General features: G+C 40.3%; 20 protein-coding genes. 6 read left to right on the top strand and 14 right to left on the bottom strand.

All coding sequences use genetic code 11. The features are described from left to right. Window positions 1–226 precede the first annotated feature (226 nt). From ABKJ27_RS05700 to rpiA, 5 genes are read right to left on the bottom strand one after another with little or no spacing between them, the layout of a single operon-like run. On the bottom strand, window positions 227–1,510 hold the full coding sequence (locus tag ABKJ27_RS05700) for a chloride channel protein (RefSeq protein WP_000904384.1): 1,284 nt from the start codon (window positions 1,508–1,510) through the stop codon (window positions 227–229). Between the two features lie 2 nt (window positions 1,511–1,512). Next, entirely contained in the window at window positions 1,513–2,322 is an 810-nt protein-coding gene (locus tag ABKJ27_RS05705) for a purine-nucleoside phosphorylase (protein ID WP_000143375.1), read from the bottom strand. Next, the gene (locus tag ABKJ27_RS05710; RefSeq protein ID WP_247932757.1) at window positions 2,319–2,879 is read right to left on the bottom strand and encodes a DUF1697 domain-containing protein; all 561 of its coding nucleotides are present in this window, start codon (window positions 2,877–2,879) and stop codon (window positions 2,319–2,321) included. Before ABKJ27_RS05710 ends, ABKJ27_RS05705 begins: the two co-directional genes overlap by 4 nt. 1 nt (window position 2,880) lies before the next feature. Beyond that, entirely contained in the window at window positions 2,881–4,092 is a 1,212-nt protein-coding gene (locus ABKJ27_RS05715; protein ID WP_247932756.1) for a phosphopentomutase, read from the bottom strand. Window positions 4,093–4,115: 23 nt separating this feature from the next. After that, window positions 4,116–4,799 (bottom strand): ribose-5-phosphate isomerase RpiA, encoded by a 684-nt coding sequence (rpiA, locus tag ABKJ27_RS05720; RefSeq protein WP_020902945.1) that lies wholly within the window; start codon window positions 4,797–4,799, stop codon window positions 4,116–4,118. Window positions 4,800–5,030: 231 nt separating this feature from the next. Between rpiA and ABKJ27_RS05725 the strand changes: the two genes are divergently transcribed. Continuing rightward, complete coding sequence (locus tag ABKJ27_RS05725; RefSeq protein WP_001068557.1) at window positions 5,031–5,216, top strand: hypothetical protein; 186 nt, start codon at window positions 5,031–5,033, stop codon at window positions 5,214–5,216. Between the two features lie 23 nt (window positions 5,217–5,239). Here ABKJ27_RS05725 and ABKJ27_RS05730 read toward each other — a convergent pair whose 3' ends face one another. The 4 genes from ABKJ27_RS05730 to ABKJ27_RS05745 form a co-directional block, all read right to left on the bottom strand. Further along, on the bottom strand, window positions 5,240–6,091 hold the full coding sequence (locus tag ABKJ27_RS05730; RefSeq protein ID WP_410011499.1) for an NAD(P)H-hydrate dehydratase: 852 nt from the start codon (window positions 6,089–6,091) through the stop codon (window positions 5,240–5,242). A 140-nt stretch (window positions 6,092–6,231) separates the two neighbouring features. Beyond that, on the bottom strand, window positions 6,232–7,089 hold the full coding sequence (locus ABKJ27_RS05735) for a bifunctional methylenetetrahydrofolate dehydrogenase/methenyltetrahydrofolate cyclohydrolase (RefSeq protein ID WP_410011500.1): 858 nt from the start codon (window positions 7,087–7,089) through the stop codon (window positions 6,232–6,234). A 155-nt stretch (window positions 7,090–7,244) separates the two neighbouring features. Further along, on the bottom strand, window positions 7,245–7,979 hold the full coding sequence (locus tag ABKJ27_RS05740) for an amino acid ABC transporter ATP-binding protein (RefSeq protein WP_101782174.1): 735 nt from the start codon (window positions 7,977–7,979) through the stop codon (window positions 7,245–7,247). Next, the gene (locus ABKJ27_RS05745; RefSeq protein ID WP_033676806.1) at window positions 7,979–8,662 is read right to left on the bottom strand and encodes an amino acid ABC transporter permease; all 684 of its coding nucleotides are present in this window, start codon (window positions 8,660–8,662) and stop codon (window positions 7,979–7,981) included. Before ABKJ27_RS05745 ends, ABKJ27_RS05740 begins: the two co-directional genes overlap by 1 nt. 192 nt (window positions 8,663–8,854) lie before the next feature. Between ABKJ27_RS05745 and ABKJ27_RS05750 the strand changes: the two genes are divergently transcribed. The 5 genes from ABKJ27_RS05750 (at window position 8,855) to ABKJ27_RS05770 (ending at window position 13,280) form a co-directional block, all read left to right on the top strand. Next, window positions 8,855–9,085 (top strand): DUF1797 family protein, encoded by a 231-nt coding sequence (locus ABKJ27_RS05750; RefSeq protein WP_000443570.1) that lies wholly within the window; start codon window positions 8,855–8,857, stop codon window positions 9,083–9,085. Between the two features lie 230 nt (window positions 9,086–9,315). Then, complete coding sequence (locus ABKJ27_RS05755) at window positions 9,316–11,574, top strand: ATP-dependent Clp protease ATP-binding subunit (protein WP_410011501.1); 2,259 nt, start codon at window positions 9,316–9,318, stop codon at window positions 11,572–11,574. Between the two features lie 129 nt (window positions 11,575–11,703). Then, on the top strand, window positions 11,704–12,156 hold the full coding sequence (locus tag ABKJ27_RS05760; RefSeq protein ID WP_410011502.1) for an NUDIX hydrolase: 453 nt from the start codon (window positions 11,704–11,706) through the stop codon (window positions 12,154–12,156). A gap of 58 nt (window positions 12,157–12,214) precedes the next feature. After that, on the top strand, window positions 12,215–12,514 hold the full coding sequence (locus tag ABKJ27_RS05765) for a DUF1827 family protein (RefSeq protein WP_000767189.1): 300 nt from the start codon (window positions 12,215–12,217) through the stop codon (window positions 12,512–12,514). Window positions 12,515–12,647: 133 nt separating this feature from the next. After that, the gene (locus ABKJ27_RS05770; RefSeq protein ID WP_410011503.1) at window positions 12,648–13,280 is read left to right on the top strand and encodes a GNAT family N-acetyltransferase; all 633 of its coding nucleotides are present in this window, start codon (window positions 12,648–12,650) and stop codon (window positions 13,278–13,280) included. A 47-nt stretch (window positions 13,281–13,327) separates the two neighbouring features. On the opposite strand, the gene ezrA is transcribed toward ABKJ27_RS05770, so the two are convergent. From ezrA to ABKJ27_RS05795, 5 genes are all read right to left on the bottom strand, one after another. After that, the gene (gene ezrA / locus ABKJ27_RS05775) at window positions 13,328–15,055 is read right to left on the bottom strand and encodes a septation ring formation regulator EzrA (RefSeq protein WP_410011504.1); all 1,728 of its coding nucleotides are present in this window, start codon (window positions 15,053–15,055) and stop codon (window positions 13,328–13,330) included. 81 nt (window positions 15,056–15,136) lie between these two features. Beyond that, a complete protein-coding gene (gyrB, locus tag ABKJ27_RS05780) occupies window positions 15,137–17,083 on the bottom strand; it encodes a DNA topoisomerase (ATP-hydrolyzing) subunit B (RefSeq protein WP_000134040.1) in 1,947 nt (648 codons plus the stop codon). Window positions 17,084–17,097: 14 nt separating this feature from the next. Then, complete coding sequence (locus ABKJ27_RS05785) at window positions 17,098–17,661, bottom strand: HAD family hydrolase (RefSeq protein ID WP_070527877.1); 564 nt, start codon at window positions 17,659–17,661, stop codon at window positions 17,098–17,100. A gap of 84 nt (window positions 17,662–17,745) precedes the next feature. Then, window positions 17,746–18,300, bottom strand: coding sequence for a DJ-1 family glyoxalase III (locus tag ABKJ27_RS05790; RefSeq protein WP_125442835.1), 555 nt, complete (start codon window positions 18,298–18,300; stop codon window positions 17,746–17,748). A gap of 10 nt (window positions 18,301–18,310) precedes the next feature. After that, the gene (locus ABKJ27_RS05795) at window positions 18,311–19,534 is read right to left on the bottom strand and encodes an FtsW/RodA/SpoVE family cell cycle protein (RefSeq protein ID WP_410011505.1); all 1,224 of its coding nucleotides are present in this window, start codon (window positions 19,532–19,534) and stop codon (window positions 18,311–18,313) included. Window positions 19,535–19,569 lie beyond the last annotated feature (35 nt).

Raw genomic sequence — 19,569 nt, forward strand, 5'->3', positions numbered from 1 at the left:
ACTCCCCTTCTCTTCTGAATTTTTAGAAAAGTTTTCCGTTCGTGTTCAAATTAGAACACGCGCTCTACCTTTCTTTTTTTATTTTTATATTTCATAGCTAGGAAAAATCGGATTCAATCAAGATTCCAATAGGCCTACTACATTTTTATTTAAAACAGTTATAAATAAATTGAGAGTTTTTTTAATCTTTTAAATCAAATCATTGACTAGAAGAAATGGGCATTTCCTACCTAATTACTTTACTCTTTGACTTCTGACACAGTATGCTAGTCCAAGGAAAGCGGTCTAGCATTTTTGCAAGTTCATAGGCTAAAACAGCTGTTACTAAGAGATACGGAAGAGAATCTATACCTAGCCCAGTGAAACCTATAACTAATCCGGTTGCAGAAATGGGCGCCCTCAAGGTCACAGACAAAAAGCAAACCGATCCCAAAAGCAAAATGCTTGGCTGGCTATCTCCACCTAGAATCATTCCAAAGAGAGCAGCTCCAGCCATCCCCAAGGCAAAAGATGGCGTAAGTGTACCACCATAGGCCCCTGCCCACAGAGTAATAAGAACGACCAGTGCTTTTAGGATAAATAAGAGGAATACTGTTTTGCCATTGCTACAATTCAATACTTCCTGAGACATCATACGTCCATTTCCAAGTAGATGTGGAAAATAACTTGCTAATCCAATAAGAAAAAGAAAAGCTGAGGACAATGTTAGAAGTATTCGTTTATCTTTTATCCTTTTTGAAGACGCTGCCTTACTTAAGCGACCAAAAAGCCAAGCTAGTGGGGTTAAGAAAAGAAGTAATAAGGGAATAATCCATATTTGCTTTAATGACCATGTGATGGCTGGAATCTGGTAGAGAGCCTGATCTGAAATAACCCAGCCTGCTATATAGGTTGAGACATAGGTAGTCAAACCGACTAAGACAAATCGTTTAATAGATAGATCAATTCCTAAGGTTTCAAAAACAAAGAAGACACTTGTTAATGGAACCTGATAAACAGCCGCTAAACCAGCACCAGCACCACAAGCAAGGAGAAAGATGCGATCCTTCTTAGAGAGAGAACATATTTTTCCAATTGGTCCTGCAAATAGAGTTCCAATCTCTCGTGGCGCAGCTTCTTTGCCAATAGGCGCTCCCCCTCCAACTGCAATGATCTGCCAAATTGAATGAAATAGCTGTTTTAGAAAATGAAGCTTGTATTGTGAAGTCTCATCCTTCATCTGAGCTTTGATGGAATAAATCTTCGACCCTTTTTGCAAGAAATACCAGACCAAGGATGAGCCAAGACCCACCATCATTAAACTTAGTCCTATCCGTGAAGAGGAAACTCCATCTGTCAAAAATCCACTATGATGCTCTGACTGACCAAAAGCTAGCTCCTCCACCATCTCTAATAGATAATGGAGAAAAATACCAGATAAACCCGAAACTATTCCTTGCAGAATTACTGCTAGGAAAAATCTAAAATTATAAGGGATTTTTCGAAAAATACTCCTCAATTCTATTAACATGATTACAATTCTGCAAGAATCGCTTTAAGCAAACCTTTGAAGTCGCCTTTAACACGTTCAGTCACTTCTACAACTTCTTCGTGGTTGAGTTCTTCTTGGAATCCAGCTGCAAAGTTAGTAATACATGAAATTCCTAGAACTTTCAAGCCTGAGTGGGCTGCCACAATAACTTCAGGAACAGTAGACATACCAACCGCATCTGCTCCCAGTGTCTTATAAGCACGGATTTCTGCTGGTGTTTCATAAGTTGGACCAGTAACACCAATATAGACACCTTCGTCAAGCTTGATACCAAGTTTTTTAGCCACTTCATGGGCAGTAGCACGATATTCTGGTGTGTAGGCTTTAGACATATCTGGGAAACGAGGACCAAATTCATCCAAGTTTTCACCCATCAATGGGTTTTGACCTGTCATGTTGATATGGTCTGAGATAGCCATCAAAGTACCAGGCCCATATCCAATACCGCCAGCTGCATTGGTTACAATGACACCTTCACATCCGAGTACTTTCATCACACGAACTGGGAAAGTCACGACCTCAAGAGGATTGCCTTCGTAGAAATGGAAACGACCTTGAAGAGCCAAGACCTTACGACCTGCAAGTTCTCCATATACCAATTTCCCAGCGTGTCCGACTACTGTAGAACGGCCCCAGTTTGGGATATCTGCATAATCTACTACAACTGGATTTTCGATTTCTTCTGCCAATTCTCCAAGTCCTGATCCAAGGATTAGACCGAACTCAGGCGCTAGGATACCCTTTTCTTTCAGGAAGGCAGCAGTTTCATTGATTTTATCTAAAAATGTCATTGTATGTCTCCTTTATTATTTTTTAGCATTTGACCGATTTTGTCGAAAGTTTTAGCATTACGAATGGTGATGTTGCGATAAAAAGGCATCTTGAGTAAGTATTTGTGATAGGCAGTTGCATAGTAGGATTCCTCAGAGAATTTCCCCCAGAAAATCCCAAGTCTTCCAAAATAAACAACTTCATCTTCCAGTTCCAAACTTTCAACTGTCTCAATGACTTGAGCCACATCCAAGCCCTCCGTGTAAAAGAGGACATCCTTTCGTGCCAAATCTTTGGTCCACCAATCTGGCAGATTCTTCAGCTCTTCTTCATAATCTTCCTGACTCAGCAAAGAAAAGCTCTGAATAAATGGATAATGGACTGCAAAGAAAGCCTCTAACTTTTCAACCAATCGGACTTTGGGATCTGTCGAAGTAAAGAAAATATTGCCACTGTTGATGTAGGTTTCAACTTTTCCCAGTCCCAACTCTGTCAGTTCTTGACGAAGTTGCGCCATGACAACCTTATTCTTCCCACCGACATTAATGCCCCGAACAAGTAAAGCATATCGCGTCATCTTATACCAATTTAACTAAGAAACTTTCCCCAATCATGGCAGTTTCAACACCAAAGTTATCCGCAACTGTCGCTGAGATATCTGCAAAATGTCCAACTGGAATCAAACCGTTCCCTTTAAAGGCAGGGCTGTAGGCCAACAATGGAATATATTCACGAGTGTGGTCTGTTCCTGCATAGGTTGGGTCATTTCCATGGTCCGCAGTAATCAAGAGAAGGTCGTTCTCTCTCATGGCTGCGATAATTTCAGGTAAGCGTTCATCAAACTCATGCAAGCAATCACGGTAGCCGTGAGCATTACGACGGTGGCCGTAAAGGGCATCAAAGTCAACCAAGTTTGTGAATGAGAATCCTTTTTCAAATTCAGCAAGGCCCATGGTCTGCAATAGTGTATCAATTCCGTGGCTGTTTGACTTGTTGTGTCCCATGTCATGATTGATTCCTGCACCGTTAAAGATATCGTTGATTTTACCAACAGCGTAAGTATCGATACCTGCTTCATTCAATTTATCCAAAACAGTTGGTGCAAATGGGGATACGGCCAAGTCACGACGATTTGCCGTACGAGTGAAGTTACCTGGCTCACCAACATATGGACGGGCAATGATGCGACCTAGAAGGGCAGGGCGCTCAAGGGTAATCGAACGAGCGTATTCACAGATACGGTACAATTCATCCAAAGGAATAATATCTTCGTGGGCAGCAATTTGCAAAACAGGATCAGCTGAAGTATAGATAATCAACTCCCCAGTTTCCATTTGACGTGGTCCAAAATCATCGATAACAGCCGTTCCTGAGTAAGGTTTGTTAGCTTCACGAATAATCTTGCGTCCTGAGAAATCTTCGATTTTTGTCAAGATTTCTTCTGGGAATCCGTTCCAGAAAGTATCGAAAGGCTCAGTAATGTTAAGTCCCATGATTTCCCAGTGTCCAGTCATAGTATCCTTACCAAGAGATACTTCCTCCAATTTTGTTGCATAACCTGTTGGATTGCTCTCAGCTGGTACAGTCTTAAGAGGGGTTTCACGAGGAATATTTCCTAGACCAATTTTAGCCATGTTTGGGACATTCAAACCAACTGCTTTCGAAATGTGTCCTAATGTGTCAGAAGCTCCATCTGGAACTCCTGCATTGACAAAGTTATTAGCATCTGGTGCAGCACCGATTCCTACAGAATCCAGTACCACCAAGTGAATACGATTAAATTTTGACATAGTGTATCTCCTTATTATGTTGATTAGTTTGCTTTTGTTGAAGTTAAAATCTGAACCCCGTCTCGTCCAGCAACGATTACCTTATCCACCATTTGATTAAATAAGCCGTGCTCCACGACACCAACGATATGGTCCAATTCTTGGCCAAAGGCAATTGGATCCTCGATGACATCCAAGGCCAAGTCAATGATAAAGTTCTGCATATCCGTCACAAAACGTTGGCCGTCTTTTTCACGGAAACTTGGTTTGTAGCCAGCTCGCTCAAAACGACGAAAGACTTGTTCTGCACCATACTGAACTACTTCTACAGGCAGTTTAAAAGCGCCCAATTTCTCAACTAGTTTGCTTTCGTCTACCACCCAAATATATTCTTTTGAGGGCGTTGCGACAACCTTCTCCATGAGAAGGGCACCACCACCACCTTTGATTCCGTTAAACTGGCTATCCACTTCATCTGCCCCGTCAACCGTCACATCAACCAAGTCTACTTGGTCAATAGACTTTAGCGGGATATTTAACCCTTCAGCCTGTTTACTGGTCACACTAGAAGTCGTTACAGCAGTAATTTGCAGTCCTTCTTCCTTAATACGACGACCGATTTCTTCTACAAAATAATAGGCAGTAGACCCCGTTCCTAGTCCGACTACCATTCCATCCTTGACAAACTCAGCAGCCTTGATACCTGCCATTTTTTTCAGATTTTCCACTCAAACACCTCCATTAAAGAGCTAACTTTATTATAACATGTATCACTTTTTATTTCATGGATACACTAGAAAAACCCGAACATTTTTATTTTTATGTCCACCTTGTTTTGGTAGTTAGAATCTTAGTTATGAGAACTTGTAGATAAAAACATGTCCTAGCCCAAAGCAGCAACAGTTGATTTTTTATCATAAAGATGATTAAATAGTTAAGTACAGAAAAGGAGAAATAAGATGAACCCATTAGATTTGTTTAACCAAGTAAAAGAATTAATCGAAACAAAAGATTTCGAAGCTGCAAAAACATTTGTTGCAGAAAATCAAGACCAACTTGGAGAATACTTCTCTCAAGCTCAGCAGTTGATTTCTGGTTCTGAAGGTCTAGATGGCCTCGTTGGAAAGATTAAAGGATTTTTCTAAAAGATATAAAGGCGCCTGAACGATCAGGTGCCTTTTTGAGATATTTTATTCATTACTTTAGGAAGACAATTACTAATTTCCGTTGGCAAGACCACATAATGTTCTTGAGCTAGTTCTTGAGCAATAGCTGAATGAAGATGGGTCGCTACTGTCACACATTCGTAGAGACTGGCCTGTCGGAATTGGCCTGCAAATCCTGCAATCATTCCAGCAAGAGTATCTCCCATTCCCCCAGTCGCCTGATAGGGACCGCCAACCTGTAACTGGTAATAATCAGATTGGCCAGCTTTCCAAATACGAGTAGCTGGACCTTTCTCTACCAAAATTGTTCCTTGAGGGAAGGAAGTTAGGACACTAGCCGTTGCATCTTCTTTTTGCTTTTCAATAGCAATACCAGACAACTTTTCCCATTCTTTTTGGTGGGGAGTTAGGATAAGCTGGTTAGATGGAAATGACAAACTTGTTCTAGCAAGAATGGTCAGGGCACCACCATCTACAATCAAAATCTGATTTTGGCTTAAATTAACAAAGACTTGTTTTACTAGATTTTCTCCAAAAGCATCGTCTCGTAAACCAGGCCCCACCAAGACCACTTCTGCCTTCTCCAATTGCTCTTTTAGCAACTGCTGGTCTTGAAGAGAAAAGGCCATAGCCTCAGGTAAATGGCTGTGCAGAGCTGGAATATTTTCCCTGTCCGTTCCGACGGTCACCAATCCTGCACCGCTTTTTACAGCTGCTAAAGCAGCCATGATGATGGCACCACCATAAGGATAGGTACCACCAAGCAAGAGCAGACGACCATAATTTCCTTTATGACTTGTACGAGAACGTTCAATAATGACTTTTTCTAGTAGAGCTTGATCAATCACTTTCATCCTTTTTTCCTCTCACTTTATTATACAACAAAAAGGAGGCACACACCTCCTTTTGTAATCTTATATCTAAAATTTAATATTCATTTCTGCCATTTTAAATATAGTTATAGAAAATACACTCTCTTCAGCGAATGTTTCTCTTATTTTCTATCCAATGTCCGAAGTGCTGCCTGATAGGTTTGCTCCATCAGCATGGTAATGGTCATAGGACCGACACCTCCAGGAACTGGTGTAATATGGCTAGCAAGTGGTGCAACTGCCTCATAATCTACATCCCCACAGAGCTTACCATTTTCATCGCGATTCATCCCAACGTCAATGACAACAGCACCTGGTTTGACAAAGTCAGCAGTCACAAATTTGGCACGGCCGATTGCTACCACAAGAATATCTGCTTTAGCAGCCACCTTGGCAAGATTATGTGTCCGTGAGTGAGTCAAGGTTACTGTCGCATTTTTGGCCAAAAGAAGCTGAGCCATAGGTTTTCCGACGATATTGGAACGACCGATGACGACCGCATTTTTACCTTCCAAGTCAATCCCGTATTCATGGAACATTTCCATAATTCCCGCAGGTGTTGAAGGAATCATGACTGGATGACCAGACCAAAGACGCCCCATGTTTAGGGGATGGAAACCATCCACATCCTTTTCTGGGTCAATGGCCAATAAAACTGCCTCTTCATCGATATGTTTGGGTAAAGGTAACTGAACCAAAATCCCATGCCAAGCTGGATCTTGATTGTATTTGGCAATCAAATCCAACAATTCCTCTTGAGTAATGGTATCTGGAACTCGCACAACTTCACTACGGAAACCAGCCGCAAGGGCTGACCTCTCCTTGTTACGAACGTAGACTTGGCTGGCAGGGTTGTCCCCAACCAAAATCACTACCAAACCAGGTACTAGCCCCGTTTCTTCCTTTAATCTTTCAGTCTTTTCAGCCAGCTGTCCTTGTAACTTAGCTGCTAGAGCCTTCCCATCAATAATCTGTGTCATATCACTTCTCTTTTCTTTCAAATATCTTCCATTATACCAAAAACTGCTAATCCCCTCTAACACCTCTTTCCTAGGCAATCCTATAGTTTCAAACTATAAGAAAAAGCTCGGGTCGAGCTTTTCATTAATATCTTGTCTTGAAATTTTAAAATAGATTATAAAACCTTACTCAAGAAGTCCTTAGTCCGTTGTTCTTGGGTTTGTTCAAAAATCTGTTCAGGTGTTCCATCTTCAACAACCACACCGTCTGCCATAAAGATGACACGATCTGCAACCTCACGCGCAAATCCCATTTCATGAGTTACGATAACCATGGTCATTCCTGACTTGGCTAGGTCTTGCATAACCGCCAGCACCTCACCTACCATTTCAGGGTCCAGGGCTGAAGTCGGCTCGTCAAAGAGCAAAACATCTGGTTCCATTGCCAAACCACGCGCAATGGCAATCCGCTGTTGTTGCCCACCTGACAAACTCTGTGGATAAGCGTCTGCCTTATCTGGTAAACCAACTTTTTCCAAAAGTTCCTGAGCTCTCTTCTCTGCAACTTCCTTACTTTCACCTTTGGTCTTGATAGGAGACAAGGTGATATTTTCCATCACAGTCATATTAGGAAAGAGATTAAATTGTTGGAAAACCATGCCCATCTTCTCACGCATGGCAAAGAGGTCATTCTTCTTGTCCGTAATATCGACTCCCTCAAAGATAACCTTCCCTTTAGTTGCTTCTTCCAACAAATTCATAGAGCGAAGCAAGGTAGATTTCCCGCTCCCCGAAGGACCGATGATAACGACAACTTCTCCTCTTTTAATCTCGAGGTTGATGCCCTTCAATACTTCATTCTTGCCAAAGGATTTATGTAAATTTTCAATTTTTATCAAGGTTTCTGTCATTATTTCTTATCTCCTTGTCCCATACGTTTTTCAAAAGCTTTCAAGGCTACTGTCAAAATAGAAGTCATAATCAAGTAATAAAAGGCTGCAAATAAAAGTGGAGTCAGAGGTAGATAGGTTGTTGTAGAAACTGTTGTAGCCCCGTTCCACAACTCCATAACACCGATAGCTGATAAGAGGGAGCTGTCCTTGATAATGGTGATAAATTCGTTCCCCAATGCTGGCAAAATATTTTTGATTGCTTGTGGTAAAATTACATAGCGCATCGCATTTTTAGGACGAATCCCTAGCGAATAAGCCGCTTCTAGCTGACCTTTTGGAACCGCATTAATCCCAGCACGAACAGTCTCAGAAACATAAGCACCACTGTTCATAGAGATAATCAAAATCCCTGGAATCAGACGAGAAAGGTCAACACCTAAAATTCCAACCTGAATAGTCGGAGCATTGATGTGCATAAGGGCAAAGGCAATCATAATCTGAACCATCATCGGTGTCCCGCGGAAAATCCAAACGTACAAGTTGGCGAGCCAAACAAGCGGTTTAAACTTTGAACGTTGCCCAAAAGCCAAGACAACACCCAAAATAGTTCCCAAAAAGACAACACAGATAGAAATGAGAACCGTCACGATAGCCCCATAGTTAAAATAAGGTAAATACTTAGGTAAAAAAGAAAAATTCATAGTCACACTGCTTTCTAAAATAGAATACTGTATGATTATAACATGTATTGAATTAAAATTCAAATCTTTTATCTAATTTATTCAAAAAATCTTTAAGCTGCTAGAATATTAGCGAGAAATCTTAGTTTTTTCTAGGCAAGTTGACCTCCTTTATGGTAAAATAGTAACGATAAGAAATGAAGGAGAATCAAAATGGAATCACATTTGGTTAGAATCATCAACCGCCTTGAAGCAATGGCAAAAGACGGCGGAAATTTAAAACGTAATTTTGAACGCGAAGGAGTTGTTGTTGCAGAAGTTGCATACAGCCACGACGAAGAAAACGGATCAATCTTTACCCTTCGTGATGTCGAAGCTCGCGAAACTTATACGTTTGACAGCATTGACTTGATTGCAATGGAGATTTACGAACTCCTTTACTAATATAAAACAAGCTGGGATTACACCCTGCATGTCTAACCAAAATCCTTTTTGTCTCACAAATAGGATTTTTTTATTCCCTAAAATCTCAAAAATTTTCATTGTAACAACTTCTCAAAGCTGCAATCTTTTTACTTGCTTTACGCCCCAATCCTGTTATAATGAGAGTATAGATATTTGACTATTTTTGACCTTTAAATAGGTCAGGCTAAAGAAAGAAATGAGGTAGATGTATGCTTTGTCAAAACTGTAAAATCAACGACTCAACAATTCATCTTTATACCAATCTCAATGGAAAACAAAAACAAATTGACCTCTGTCAAAACTGCTATAAGATTATCAAAACAGATCCTAACAATAGCCTCTTTAAAGGTATGACAGATTTGAATAATCGTGACTTTGATCCTTTTGGCGATTTCTTCAATGATTTAAACAATTTTAGACCTTCTAACAACACTCCTCCCACTCCTCCAACCCAATCAGGTGGAGGTTACGGTGGAAATGGCGGTTATGGTTCTCAAAATCGTGGGCCTGCCCAAACTCCGCCACCTAGCCAAGAAAAAGGCCTGCTGGAAGAATTTGGTATCAACGTAACTGAAATTGCCCGTCGTGGAGATATTGACCCTGTTATTGGACGCGACGATGAAATTATCCGTGTCATCGAAATTCTCAATCGTAGAACCAAGAATAATCCTGTTCTTATCGGTGAACCAGGTGTCGGAAAAACGGCCGTTGTCGAAGGTCTAGCTCAGAAAATCGTTGATGGCGACGTTCCACATAAACTACAAGGCAAACAAGTCATCCGTCTGGATGTGGTTAGCCTAGTTCAAGGAACAGGTATCCGTGGACAATTTGAAGAACGCATGCAAAAACTCATGGAAGAAATTCGCAAACGTGAGGACATCATCCTCTTTATCGATGAAATCCATGAAATTGTTGGTGCTGGTTCTGCGGGCGATGGCAATATGGATGCAGGAAATATCCTCAAGCCCGCTCTTGCCCGTGGGGAACTGCAACTGGTCGGTGCTACTACCCTCAATGAATACCGTATTATTGAAAAGGATGCTGCGCTAGAGCGCCGTATGCAGCCTGTCAAGGTCGATGAACCAACAGTGGAAGAAACAATCACTATCCTCAAAGGAATTCAAAAGAAATACGAAGACTACCACCACGTTCAGTATACCGATGCTGCGATTGAAGCAGCTGCAACTCTTTCCAATCGCTACATCCAAGACCGCTTCTTGCCTGACAAGGCCATTGACCTCCTAGATGAAGCTGGTTCTAAGATGAATTTGACCCTCAACTTTGTGGATCCTAAAGTCATTGATCAGCGCTTGATTGAGGCTGAAAATCTTAAATCTCAAGCTACACGAGAGGAAGATTTTGAGAAGGCCGCCTACTTCCGCGACCAGATTGCCAAGTATAAGGAAATGCAAAAGAAAAAGGTCACAGACCAAGATACTCCTATCATCAGTGAAAAAACCATTGAGCATATTATCGAGCAGAAAACCAATATCCCTGTTGGTGATTTAAAAGAGAAAGAACAATCTCAACTCATCCATCTAGCCGAAGATCTCAAGTCTCATGTTATTGGCCAAGATGATGCAGTCGATAAGATTGCCAAGGCTATTCGCCGTAATCGTGTCGGTCTCGGTACCCCTAACCGTCCGATTGGAAGCTTCCTCTTCGTTGGGCCAACTGGCGTCGGTAAGACCGAACTTTCCAAACAACTGGCCATCGAACTATTTGGTTCTGCTGACAGTATGATTCGCTTCGATATGAGTGAATACATGGAAAAACACAGCGTGGCGAAATTAGTTGGTGCCCCTCCAGGTTATGTTGGCTACGATGAGTCTGGGCAATTAACTGAAAAAGTTCGCCGCAATCCATATTCTCTTATTCTCTTGGATGAAGTAGAGAAAGCCCATCCAGATGTTATGCACATGTTCCTCCAGGTCTTGGACGATGGTCGTTTGACAGACGGGCAAGGACGTACCGTTAGCTTCAAGGATGCCATCATCATCATGACTTCAAATGCAGGTACTGGTAAAGCCGAAGCCAGCGTTGGATTTGGTGCTGCTAGAGAAGGACGTACCAACTCTGTTCTCGGTGAACTCGGTAACTTCTTTAGCCCAGAGTTTATGAACCGTTTTGATGGTATTATCGAATTTAAGGCTCTCAGCAAGGACAATCTCCTTCAGATTGTCGAGCTTATGCTAGCAGATGTTAACAAACGTCTTTCTAGCAACAACATTCATTTGGATGTAACTGACAAGGTCAAGGAAAAATTGGTTGACCTCGGCTATGATCCAAAAATGGGAGCACGCCCACTTCGTCGTACTATTCAAGACTATATTGAGGACGCAATCACTGACTTCTACCTTGAAAATCCAAGCGAAAAAGACCTCAAGGCAGTTATGACCAGCAAGGGCAACATTCAAATCAAATCTGCCAAAAAAGCTAAAGTAAAAACTTCTGAAAAAGAAGTATAAATCCTATAGAAAAGGAGTAGAAAATGAAAATTTTCTGCTCCTTTTTACAAAAGTCACTATAAATTCTTGACAGCTTGGCCTTTGTCCATTAAGATAATAATAAAGATAATAGATAATGAGGAAAATGCAATGGCAAACCCAACTTTCGGAGAAAAGAAAGCAAATACAGACTATGTTTCACGCTATGGCGTATATGCAGTTATTCCTGATTCTGAACAAAAACAAATTGTTCTTGTTCAAGCACCCAATGGCGCTTGGTTCCTACCAGGTGGTGAAATTGAATCTGGTGAGAACCATCAGGAAGCCCTAAAACGTGAATTGATTGAAGAGCTTGGCTTCACAGCTGAAATTGGTACCTATTACGGACAAGCTGACGAATATTTCTACTCTCGTCATCGTGACACCTACTACTACAATCCTGCCTACCTCTATGAAGCGATTTCTTTCAAAGAAGTGCAAAAACCACTAGAGGACTTTAATCATATTGCCTGGTTCCCTATTGACGAGGCTATTGAAAACCTCAAACGTGGTAGCCATAAATGGGCCATCGAATCTTGGAAAAAACAGCATAAGATTGGCTAAATCAAGCTACTTTATTCAAAAAGTGCTATAATAGAATTAGAAAATCGGAGGAAATGTTATGAAGCTAATCAATACGACAAACTCACACTCGCAACTTGTTAAAAGCCAGCTAGAAAGTACAGATGCAACCCTTGTTGAGGTTTATTCTGCAGGGAATACAGATGTTATTTTTACCCAAGCTCCGCTTCACTATGAAATCCTCATCTCAAACAAACACCGCGCTATTCGCGAACCTGAAATCGAAGCTATTCAAGAATTTTTCTTGAAACGTAAAATTGATAAGGACTCTATTGATGAGGCCAATATCAAAACCCTATATTCAGAAAAATTAATTGGAATTTCGATTCCAACCAAATAAAATCTTGGAGAGATTAGAAAGTGCTTTGAACCTTATAGAACAAATTTAGGTTTATTTAGCTTTTTAAATCGTCTCCAATTTTTTTCTTGAAATCCTATCAAACACGGTTTTATAGGTAATAAAGGAGACAAGCATGGGAGACATCATATATAGAGAGGCACGAATTGAGGAATACGAAAAAATTGGAAAACTATTAGCCAATTCCTTTCTTGACTATCCCTTCTTAACGATTATAAGGGATGATTTAAAGAAACCTGATTACTATCCTGCTTTTGTAGAAACATTGCAAATGTTACTCACTAGACTCTATATTAAAAAGGGAAACTGTTTAATTGCGGAACAAGATGGAAAATTACTAGCAGTCGCCCTCTTGCAACAAAAGGATTTTTGTATACTATCCTATCTACGAAATGGCGGTTCAAAAATTTTTCGCTACATTCGGCCTCAAAATCTCCTTAAATACTTTGACTTTGTAAAACGTTCCAAAAAGCATTTAGAACAATCAGGAGAGTTTGATTGGTATTTGATGGCTTTAGCTGTTAATACAGCAAGAAAGGGGCAGGGAATAGGCAGTACTTTTCTGACACAAGGGATTGAACCCTATGTTAAATCAAAAGGCTGTAAGCACTTGGGTCTCATAACTAATACAGCTAGAAATGCCTCATTCTACGAAAAAAACGATTATATTCTACTAGAATTTATGGATTTAAAATACGGATTAAGATCAATTGGTAACTGGGCTTTTTTAAAAACAATGAATAAATAAAAAAGATTTGGTTCTGTGAGAAGCAGAACCAAATCTTTTTTATTATATTAGAAGCGAATAGTCTCACGTGTCTTTTCGTATGAAGTGACAAAACGGTTGGTTACACCAGGTTCTGCAACTTCCAAAGCTTGCGAAATCTTATCAAATGAAGCATGGTAATCAAATTCTTTTTCAAAAATTTCTAATGATTCATTAAAGGCTTCTTGAATTCGTTCATCAAATGAGCGATAACGGTTTGAATACTGTAGTAATTGTTCTGTCAGCGTTGCATATTGAACAATATTATAGGTTTCTTCTTCAAGTTCTTCCATATCATTTGTCGTAATTTCAAGCATCCGGTTCACAGCTTCGATATTAACCCGAGCTTCTTCAAGTTCAGCCATCAACTCCTCTGTATGATTACTTGCTGTGAAGAACAACTGTAAGAAACTCTGAGGAATACCTGGAAGATTGCGTTTTTCCATATATCTCTTAATTGTGTGAAGACGATTAACATAAACATTTGCCTTTTGGCGAGCATTGATATCATCTTTTTCAATCTGAGCAAGACGTTGACTAACTGCAACTTGTTCATCTTCAATTTCTTTCAAAGTCGCTTGTAAGTTTTCTAAACGTTCTTCAAGCAATGAATAAGGCTCAGAATGTTCCTCTTGTTCAGAAGTTAATTCCAATACTGATTCTTCCAAAGATTCTAACTCAGCTTGTAATCTGTGAACATGACTAACATCCGTTTCAGATAATAGGTAATTGTTACTCAATCGTTGAATATCTTCCACTAAAACAGCATTACTATCTTTCATGTGTTTCAAATATGTAGGAAGTGTTGCAACTAAGCCTTCTACTACTTTTTGAGTAGCGATTTCTCGTGTAAAGATATCATAGAGTGCATTGATTTCTTCTTGAACTTGAGTATTTTCATACTCAGCATTATCCAACTCTAATTGTGCAATATTTTCGTGGTTTTTCTTCAAATCTTCATAAAGCAATTGGAAGCGAGATTCAATATCCGTTTCAGCAAAATGATAGTTAGCATCTAAAAGCTTACGGTAACCGTCTTCCAAATCTTCCAATTGATCAGGTAACTCTTTAGATAATGTTTTTACAATTGCTGGCAGGCGGTCAACAATGTGACTCAAAGCCAAGATATGATTTTCAGCATTGTCTAAAATCACAGCAGCTTCTACTGGGTCACCTGAAGTATTCAAAGTAACAAACTGAGAAAACTCTGATTGGATATTTTCCAATTGTTTCTCAATTTCAGATAAACCTTGGCCATATTCTTCAGAATGATCAGCCACTCGGTGTTGCAACTCTTCAAACAAGTCCAAGGTATGAAGAACACGTCCACTATTTTTAGACTCTTGTTTCTCCAAATCTGCCAAAGCATTGCGAATTGCCGCAATATCTTCTTCGATCAAGGTAATTTGACTCTCGATTTGGTCAATTTGATGACTGGCCTTGAAAAAACGGAATGAGTTGTTATAGCCTTCTGCCTCAAAAAGATTATTTTCGATATCAGCAAAAGAGTTAAGAGATAGGTCAACCCATTTTTGGTTCCACTCACGGAAAGTCACTTGACTTTGTCCAATCAAGTGCATATTTTTTACAGCTTCAACTTCATCGTTTACTGGAAGATTGTACAGCTCTTCTTTTTTCTCTTCTAAAATTGCTAATTTACTTTCATTGCGTTTTCGTACGTAGATTGCGATAGCATAGGCAATCACTAAGAAAACTGCAACTGCAATTGCAAGATAAATTACTAGTGTACCAGACATATTAAACTCCTTTTTTACTTGAAACAATCGTAATGATTATATCATATTTTTTAGACCAAGGGAACTACTTCTCCCGATTTTTTAGACATCAAGTGTACTATAGACGGCATTTTCTTCGATAAATTCACGACGAGGCTCTACTCGATCCCCCATCAACATATCAAAGATTTTATCTGCCTCAGCTGCATCATCCACAGAAACTCTGGCCATCAAGCGATGTTCGGGATCCATGGTTGTTTCCCATAACTGATGATCATCCATTTCACCCAGACCTTTATATCTCTGAATAGTTGGTTTGGCACGACCTTCACTGTGGCGGGCTAATGCTTCTTGGAGTTTAATTTCTTGGTCTGCTCCTGGCTGGATATATTCTTTAATCTCGCTTCCAACCTTGACACCATAGATTGGAGGTTGGGCGATATAAACATAACCAGCTTCTAAAATTGGTTTCATATAACGATAAATCAAGGTTAAAAGAAGGGTACGAATGTGGGCTCCATCGACATCGGCATCGGTCATCAAAACAAGTTTTTGGTAACGGGCTTTCGAAACATCAAATTCTGCTCCAAATCCTGTTCCCATCGCGGTGAAAAGACTACGAATTTCTTCATTAGCAAGAATCTTATCCATACTTGCCTTTTCAACGTTCAAAATCTTACCGCGAATTGGAAGGATAGCCTGGAATTCACGGTTACGACCAGATTTGGCTGATCCACCAGCTGAGTCTCCTTCGACGATGAAGAGTTCTGTTTCAGCAGGATTGTTAGAAGAACAGTCTGCTAGTTTCCCTGGAAGGTTGGAAATTTCCAAACCAGATTTTTTACGAGTGACTTCACGCGCACGCTTGGCAGCGACTCGAGCCTTAGCAGCTAAAATCCCTTTTTCCACGATTCGCTTAGCAATCTGTGGATTCTCCATGAGAAAATCAGAGAAGGCATCGCTGAAGAGACGATTAGTAATCTTGACCACTTCGCTATTTCCCAGTTTGGTCTTGGTTTGCCCTTCAAACTGTGGATTTGGGTGTTTAACTGAGATAACTGCAGTCAATCCTTCACGGACATCTTCCCCTGTCAAGTTGTCTTCATTGTCTTTAAGCAGTTTATTCTTACGAGCATAATCGTTGATAACACGTGTCAAGGCCGTACGGAAACCTTGTTCATGCGTTCCACCTTCATGAGTATGAATATTGTTTGCGAAACTCATGACATTTTCATGGTAACCCGTTGTGTACTGCATGGCTACTTCGACTGTGATATCATCCATTTCACCATCTGTGTAAATTGGTGTATCAAAGATTACATCCTTGTTCTCATTGATATATTCAACGTAGCTAGCAATCCCACCTTCATAGTGGTAATGCTTAGTTTGTTCTAACCCCTCACGCTTATCTGTGATGGAGATTTGAAGACCACGATTTAGAAAGGCCAACTCTTGAATCCGTTTATTTAATTTATCGAAATCAAAGGTTGTTGTTTCAGTAAAGATTTCTGGGTCCGGTGTGAAGTGAACTGTTGTTCCAGTCTTATCCGTATCTCCAACCACCTCAAGATCTGCGACAACATGACCACGACGGTATTCTTGGTAATGAATTTTACCGTTTTTGTGGACATGAACGTCTAATTGAGTGGAAAGGGCATTAACTACTGAGGACCCTACTCCGTGAAGACCACCTGAGACCTTATATCCGCCACCGCCAAACTTTCCTCCAGCGTGAAGAACAGTAAAGACAGTCTCAACGGCAGGTCGACCTGTTTTTTCCTGAATATCGACTGGAATACCACGTCCATCATCAACAACTGTAATCGAATCATCTGGCTCAATAAAGACTTGAATATGGCTAGCAAATCCTGCCAAGGCCTCATCAATTGAGTTATCAACAATTTCCCAGACTAGATGGTGAAGACCTTCTTTTGAGGTCGATCCGATATACATCCCTGGACGCATACGAACAGCCTCTAAGCCCTCTAAAACTTGAATTTGACTGGCATCATAATCTTGTGCCTGCAGATTTTTGATTTCTTCTGTCATCTTTTTCCTTTTTCTTACATGTCTAATACTTGTCTTAAATTCACGATACTAGTAAACAAGTGGGTAGCTAGTCCTGCAGCTTGCCCGGCTTCGATATCAATCGGTCGATCACCAATTACAAGACCAGAGGTAATCTGATACTTTTCTCTTAAATAAATCATGGACTCAGGATCTGGTTTTCTCTTAAAGCCTGAGTTAGAAGTCACCACTTCTGTAAAATAAGCTGCTATAGAGGTTTTTTCTAAAATTTCCAAGACTTGATCATTTCGGTGAGAGACCAAAAAATGACGGCCACCTTGATTTGAGATATCTTTCAATAAATCAGAAACTCCATCAAACAAAATCGGGTGTTCAAGCTCTCTGGCTTCATTTTCCTTGTACTTTTCTAAAAAATTCTCTAAGTTGGGAGCGAATGTCTCAATCGCAAAATCAGTAGAAACCTTTAAAGCCTGATAGACACTGTCATGGTCTTGTGTGATGCCATACAATGCCAATGTTTCAACAAATGCAGCTGTTGAAGTTTCGTAATTATCCAGTAAAGTTCCACCTAAATCCCAGATATAATCGTGATATTTCATACCCTTCATTATAGCATTTTTTTATGAAAAAAGCGATGATTTCCCTGAGTTTTCCACATAAAAAACGAGAGTTTGACTCCCGTTTTACTGATTTTTACCAAAGACATCTCGATAGAGCATTCCTGTTCGTAAAGTCTCTGCGTCTCCTCCTAATTGCTCCACCAACTCGTAGGCAAAGGCAAGGGCTGTTGAGGGGCCTCGACTGGTTATCAAATGACCATCTACCACTACTGTTTCCTTTACATATTGACCATCAAAGATTTGCTCTTGAACGCCATCATAGCAAGTGTACTGCTTGTTTTTCAATAGCCCTGCTTGATTGAGGGCAATTGGCGCCGCACAAATGGCTGCCAGTTTCTTCCCTTCTTGCTCGAAGCTTTGCAACTCTTGAATCAAGGCCTGATTATCGCGCAAATGTGCAGAACCAGGCATGCCGCCAGGAAGAACAACCATATCATAGTCTGATAAATCACCATCAAAAACACGATCTGCTCTTACTTGGATTGCATGCGAACCTGTCACTTGCTCTTCAAAACCAACCATATCACAAGTAATATTTGCCCGACGCAAAACATCCACAACTGTCAAAGCTTCAATTTCTTCAAAGCCCTGAGCCAACATAACTGCTACTTTAACCATTATTTTCTCCTTATTTGATTTGTTTTAATACAACCTTTTTCCGCTTGAATCGGACTTTTCCACTCTTTTCTTCAGCTAGGTTTGTCTGGTAACTCATCGATAAAAGCAAGCCAACACCAATCAAGTTACTGATAATAGCCGATCCTCCCTGCGAAATAAAAGGTAAAGGAATCCCAGTCAAAGGAAGCAAACCTGTCACGGCACCGATATTCTCAAAGATATGGAAGAGTAACATCATAATCAAACCTGTGGAAATATAGGTATAGAACTGGTTATTTGATCTAAGAGTAATCTTCAACATACGGTAAATCAGCATGAGATAAAGGGCGATAACAAAAACAGAGCCAATAAAGCCAAAATCTTCTGCGATAACCGTGAAAATCATATCCGACTCTCGAACTGGAATAAGCAGATTAGAAGCATTAAACCCTTGTCCAAATAAGCCACCGCTTCCAATGGCAATCTGTCCTTGAGCCTGTTGGTAAGTGGTTGTTTGGGCAAAGTCAAATGGATTGAGCCAAGCCAAAATACGGTTAATTTGGTAGGTCGGCATTCCCAGTTGATGGAGAAAAGCCCGACCGTCCTTGCTGATAAAAATAGCTAAGAAACCAGCAATTCCTGTTACAGCAGTCACAAATACTGGGATAATAATTTTCCAAGAAACTCCTGATAGCAAGACGATTCCTGAGAAAATGGCTACAAAAACCAAAGCTGTCCCTAAGTCACTTTGAAGTGCCAAAAGAACTAGGACTGGAATAGTAAAGAGAATCATCCAGAAAATCAACAAGAAGTCCAGCGGAACTGTGCGTCTCCATTCCTTATGTTTTTTGGTAAACTGGACAATCACACGAGCCAACATGAGGATATAGGATATCTTCATAAATTCTGACGGCTGGAACAAGGTAACACCATTTACCGATACCCAGTTTTTGGCACCCGTTGATGCAACTAAGCTTGGATTATAAAAGACGATAGGTAAGACCATAAGTCCCAAGCCTAAAATATACAGAAAGGGGGTCACTTTCCAAAGAAATTCTGTATTAAAGAGCATGACGATAAAACCAATCACAAGCCCCAAGGCAATCCAGGCGACCTGCTGCCCTAAAATGGGCAAAATATTGTTGGGATAATCATGACTAACAGCTATATAGATAGCCACCACGCCAATAACCAGTAGAAAAAACACTGGCAATAGCAAACTATAATCGACTCTAGAGTCGAGAGAACGTTTCATATACACTAACCTTATACTTTCATACAATACTATTT

Origin of the sequence: Streptococcus sp. KHUD_011, from assembly GCF_046352925.1 — a bacterium.
Classification (GTDB): domain Bacteria; phylum Bacillota; class Bacilli; order Lactobacillales; family Streptococcaceae; genus Streptococcus.

Bases quoted from the DNA above. Each gene is read 5' to 3' on its own strand.
- ABKJ27_RS05700 (WP_000904384.1), bottom strand. From the start codon at position 1,510: ATGTTAATAGAATTGAGGAGTATTTTTCGAAAAATCCCTTATAATTTT.
- ABKJ27_RS05705 (WP_000143375.1), bottom strand. From the start codon at position 2,322: ATGACATTTTTAGATAAAATCAATGAAACTGCTGCCTTCCTGAAAGAA.
- ABKJ27_RS05710 (WP_247932757.1), bottom strand. From the start codon at position 2,879: ATGACGCGATATGCTTTACTTGTTCGGGGCATTAATGTCGGTGGGAAG.
- ABKJ27_RS05715 (WP_247932756.1), bottom strand. From the start codon at position 4,092: ATGTCAAAATTTAATCGTATTCACTTGGTGGTACTGGATTCTGTAGGA.
- ABKJ27_RS05725 (WP_001068557.1), top strand. From the start codon at position 5,031: ATGAACCCATTAGATTTGTTTAACCAAGTAAAAGAATTAATCGAAACA.
- ABKJ27_RS05730 (WP_410011499.1), bottom strand. From the start codon at position 6,091: ATGAAAGTGATTGATCAAGCTCTACTAGAAAAAGTCATTATTGAACGT.
- ABKJ27_RS05735 (WP_410011500.1), bottom strand. From the start codon at position 7,089: ATGACACAGATTATTGATGGGAAGGCTCTAGCAGCTAAGTTACAAGGA.
- ABKJ27_RS05740 (WP_101782174.1), bottom strand. From the start codon at position 7,979: ATGACAGAAACCTTGATAAAAATTGAAAATTTACATAAATCCTTTGGC.
- ABKJ27_RS05745 (WP_033676806.1), bottom strand. From the start codon at position 8,662: ATGAATTTTTCTTTTTTACCTAAGTATTTACCTTATTTTAACTATGGG.
- ABKJ27_RS05750 (WP_000443570.1), top strand. From the start codon at position 8,855: ATGGAATCACATTTGGTTAGAATCATCAACCGCCTTGAAGCAATGGCA.
- ABKJ27_RS05755 (WP_410011501.1), top strand. From the start codon at position 9,316: ATGCTTTGTCAAAACTGTAAAATCAACGACTCAACAATTCATCTTTAT.
- ABKJ27_RS05760 (WP_410011502.1), top strand. From the start codon at position 11,704: ATGGCAAACCCAACTTTCGGAGAAAAGAAAGCAAATACAGACTATGTT.
- ABKJ27_RS05765 (WP_000767189.1), top strand. From the start codon at position 12,215: ATGAAGCTAATCAATACGACAAACTCACACTCGCAACTTGTTAAAAGC.
- ABKJ27_RS05770 (WP_410011503.1), top strand. From the start codon at position 12,648: ATGGGAGACATCATATATAGAGAGGCACGAATTGAGGAATACGAAAAA.
- ezrA (WP_410011504.1), bottom strand. From the start codon at position 15,055: ATGTCTGGTACACTAGTAATTTATCTTGCAATTGCAGTTGCAGTTTTC.
- gyrB (WP_000134040.1), bottom strand. From the start codon at position 17,083: ATGACAGAAGAAATCAAAAATCTGCAGGCACAAGATTATGATGCCAGT.
- ABKJ27_RS05785 (WP_070527877.1), bottom strand. From the start codon at position 17,661: ATGAAATATCACGATTATATCTGGGATTTAGGTGGAACTTTACTGGAT.
- ABKJ27_RS05790 (WP_125442835.1), bottom strand. From the start codon at position 18,300: ATGGTTAAAGTAGCAGTTATGTTGGCTCAGGGCTTTGAAGAAATTGAA.
- ABKJ27_RS05795 (WP_410011505.1), bottom strand. From the start codon at position 19,534: ATGAAACGTTCTCTCGACTCTAGAGTCGATTATAGTTTGCTATTGCCA.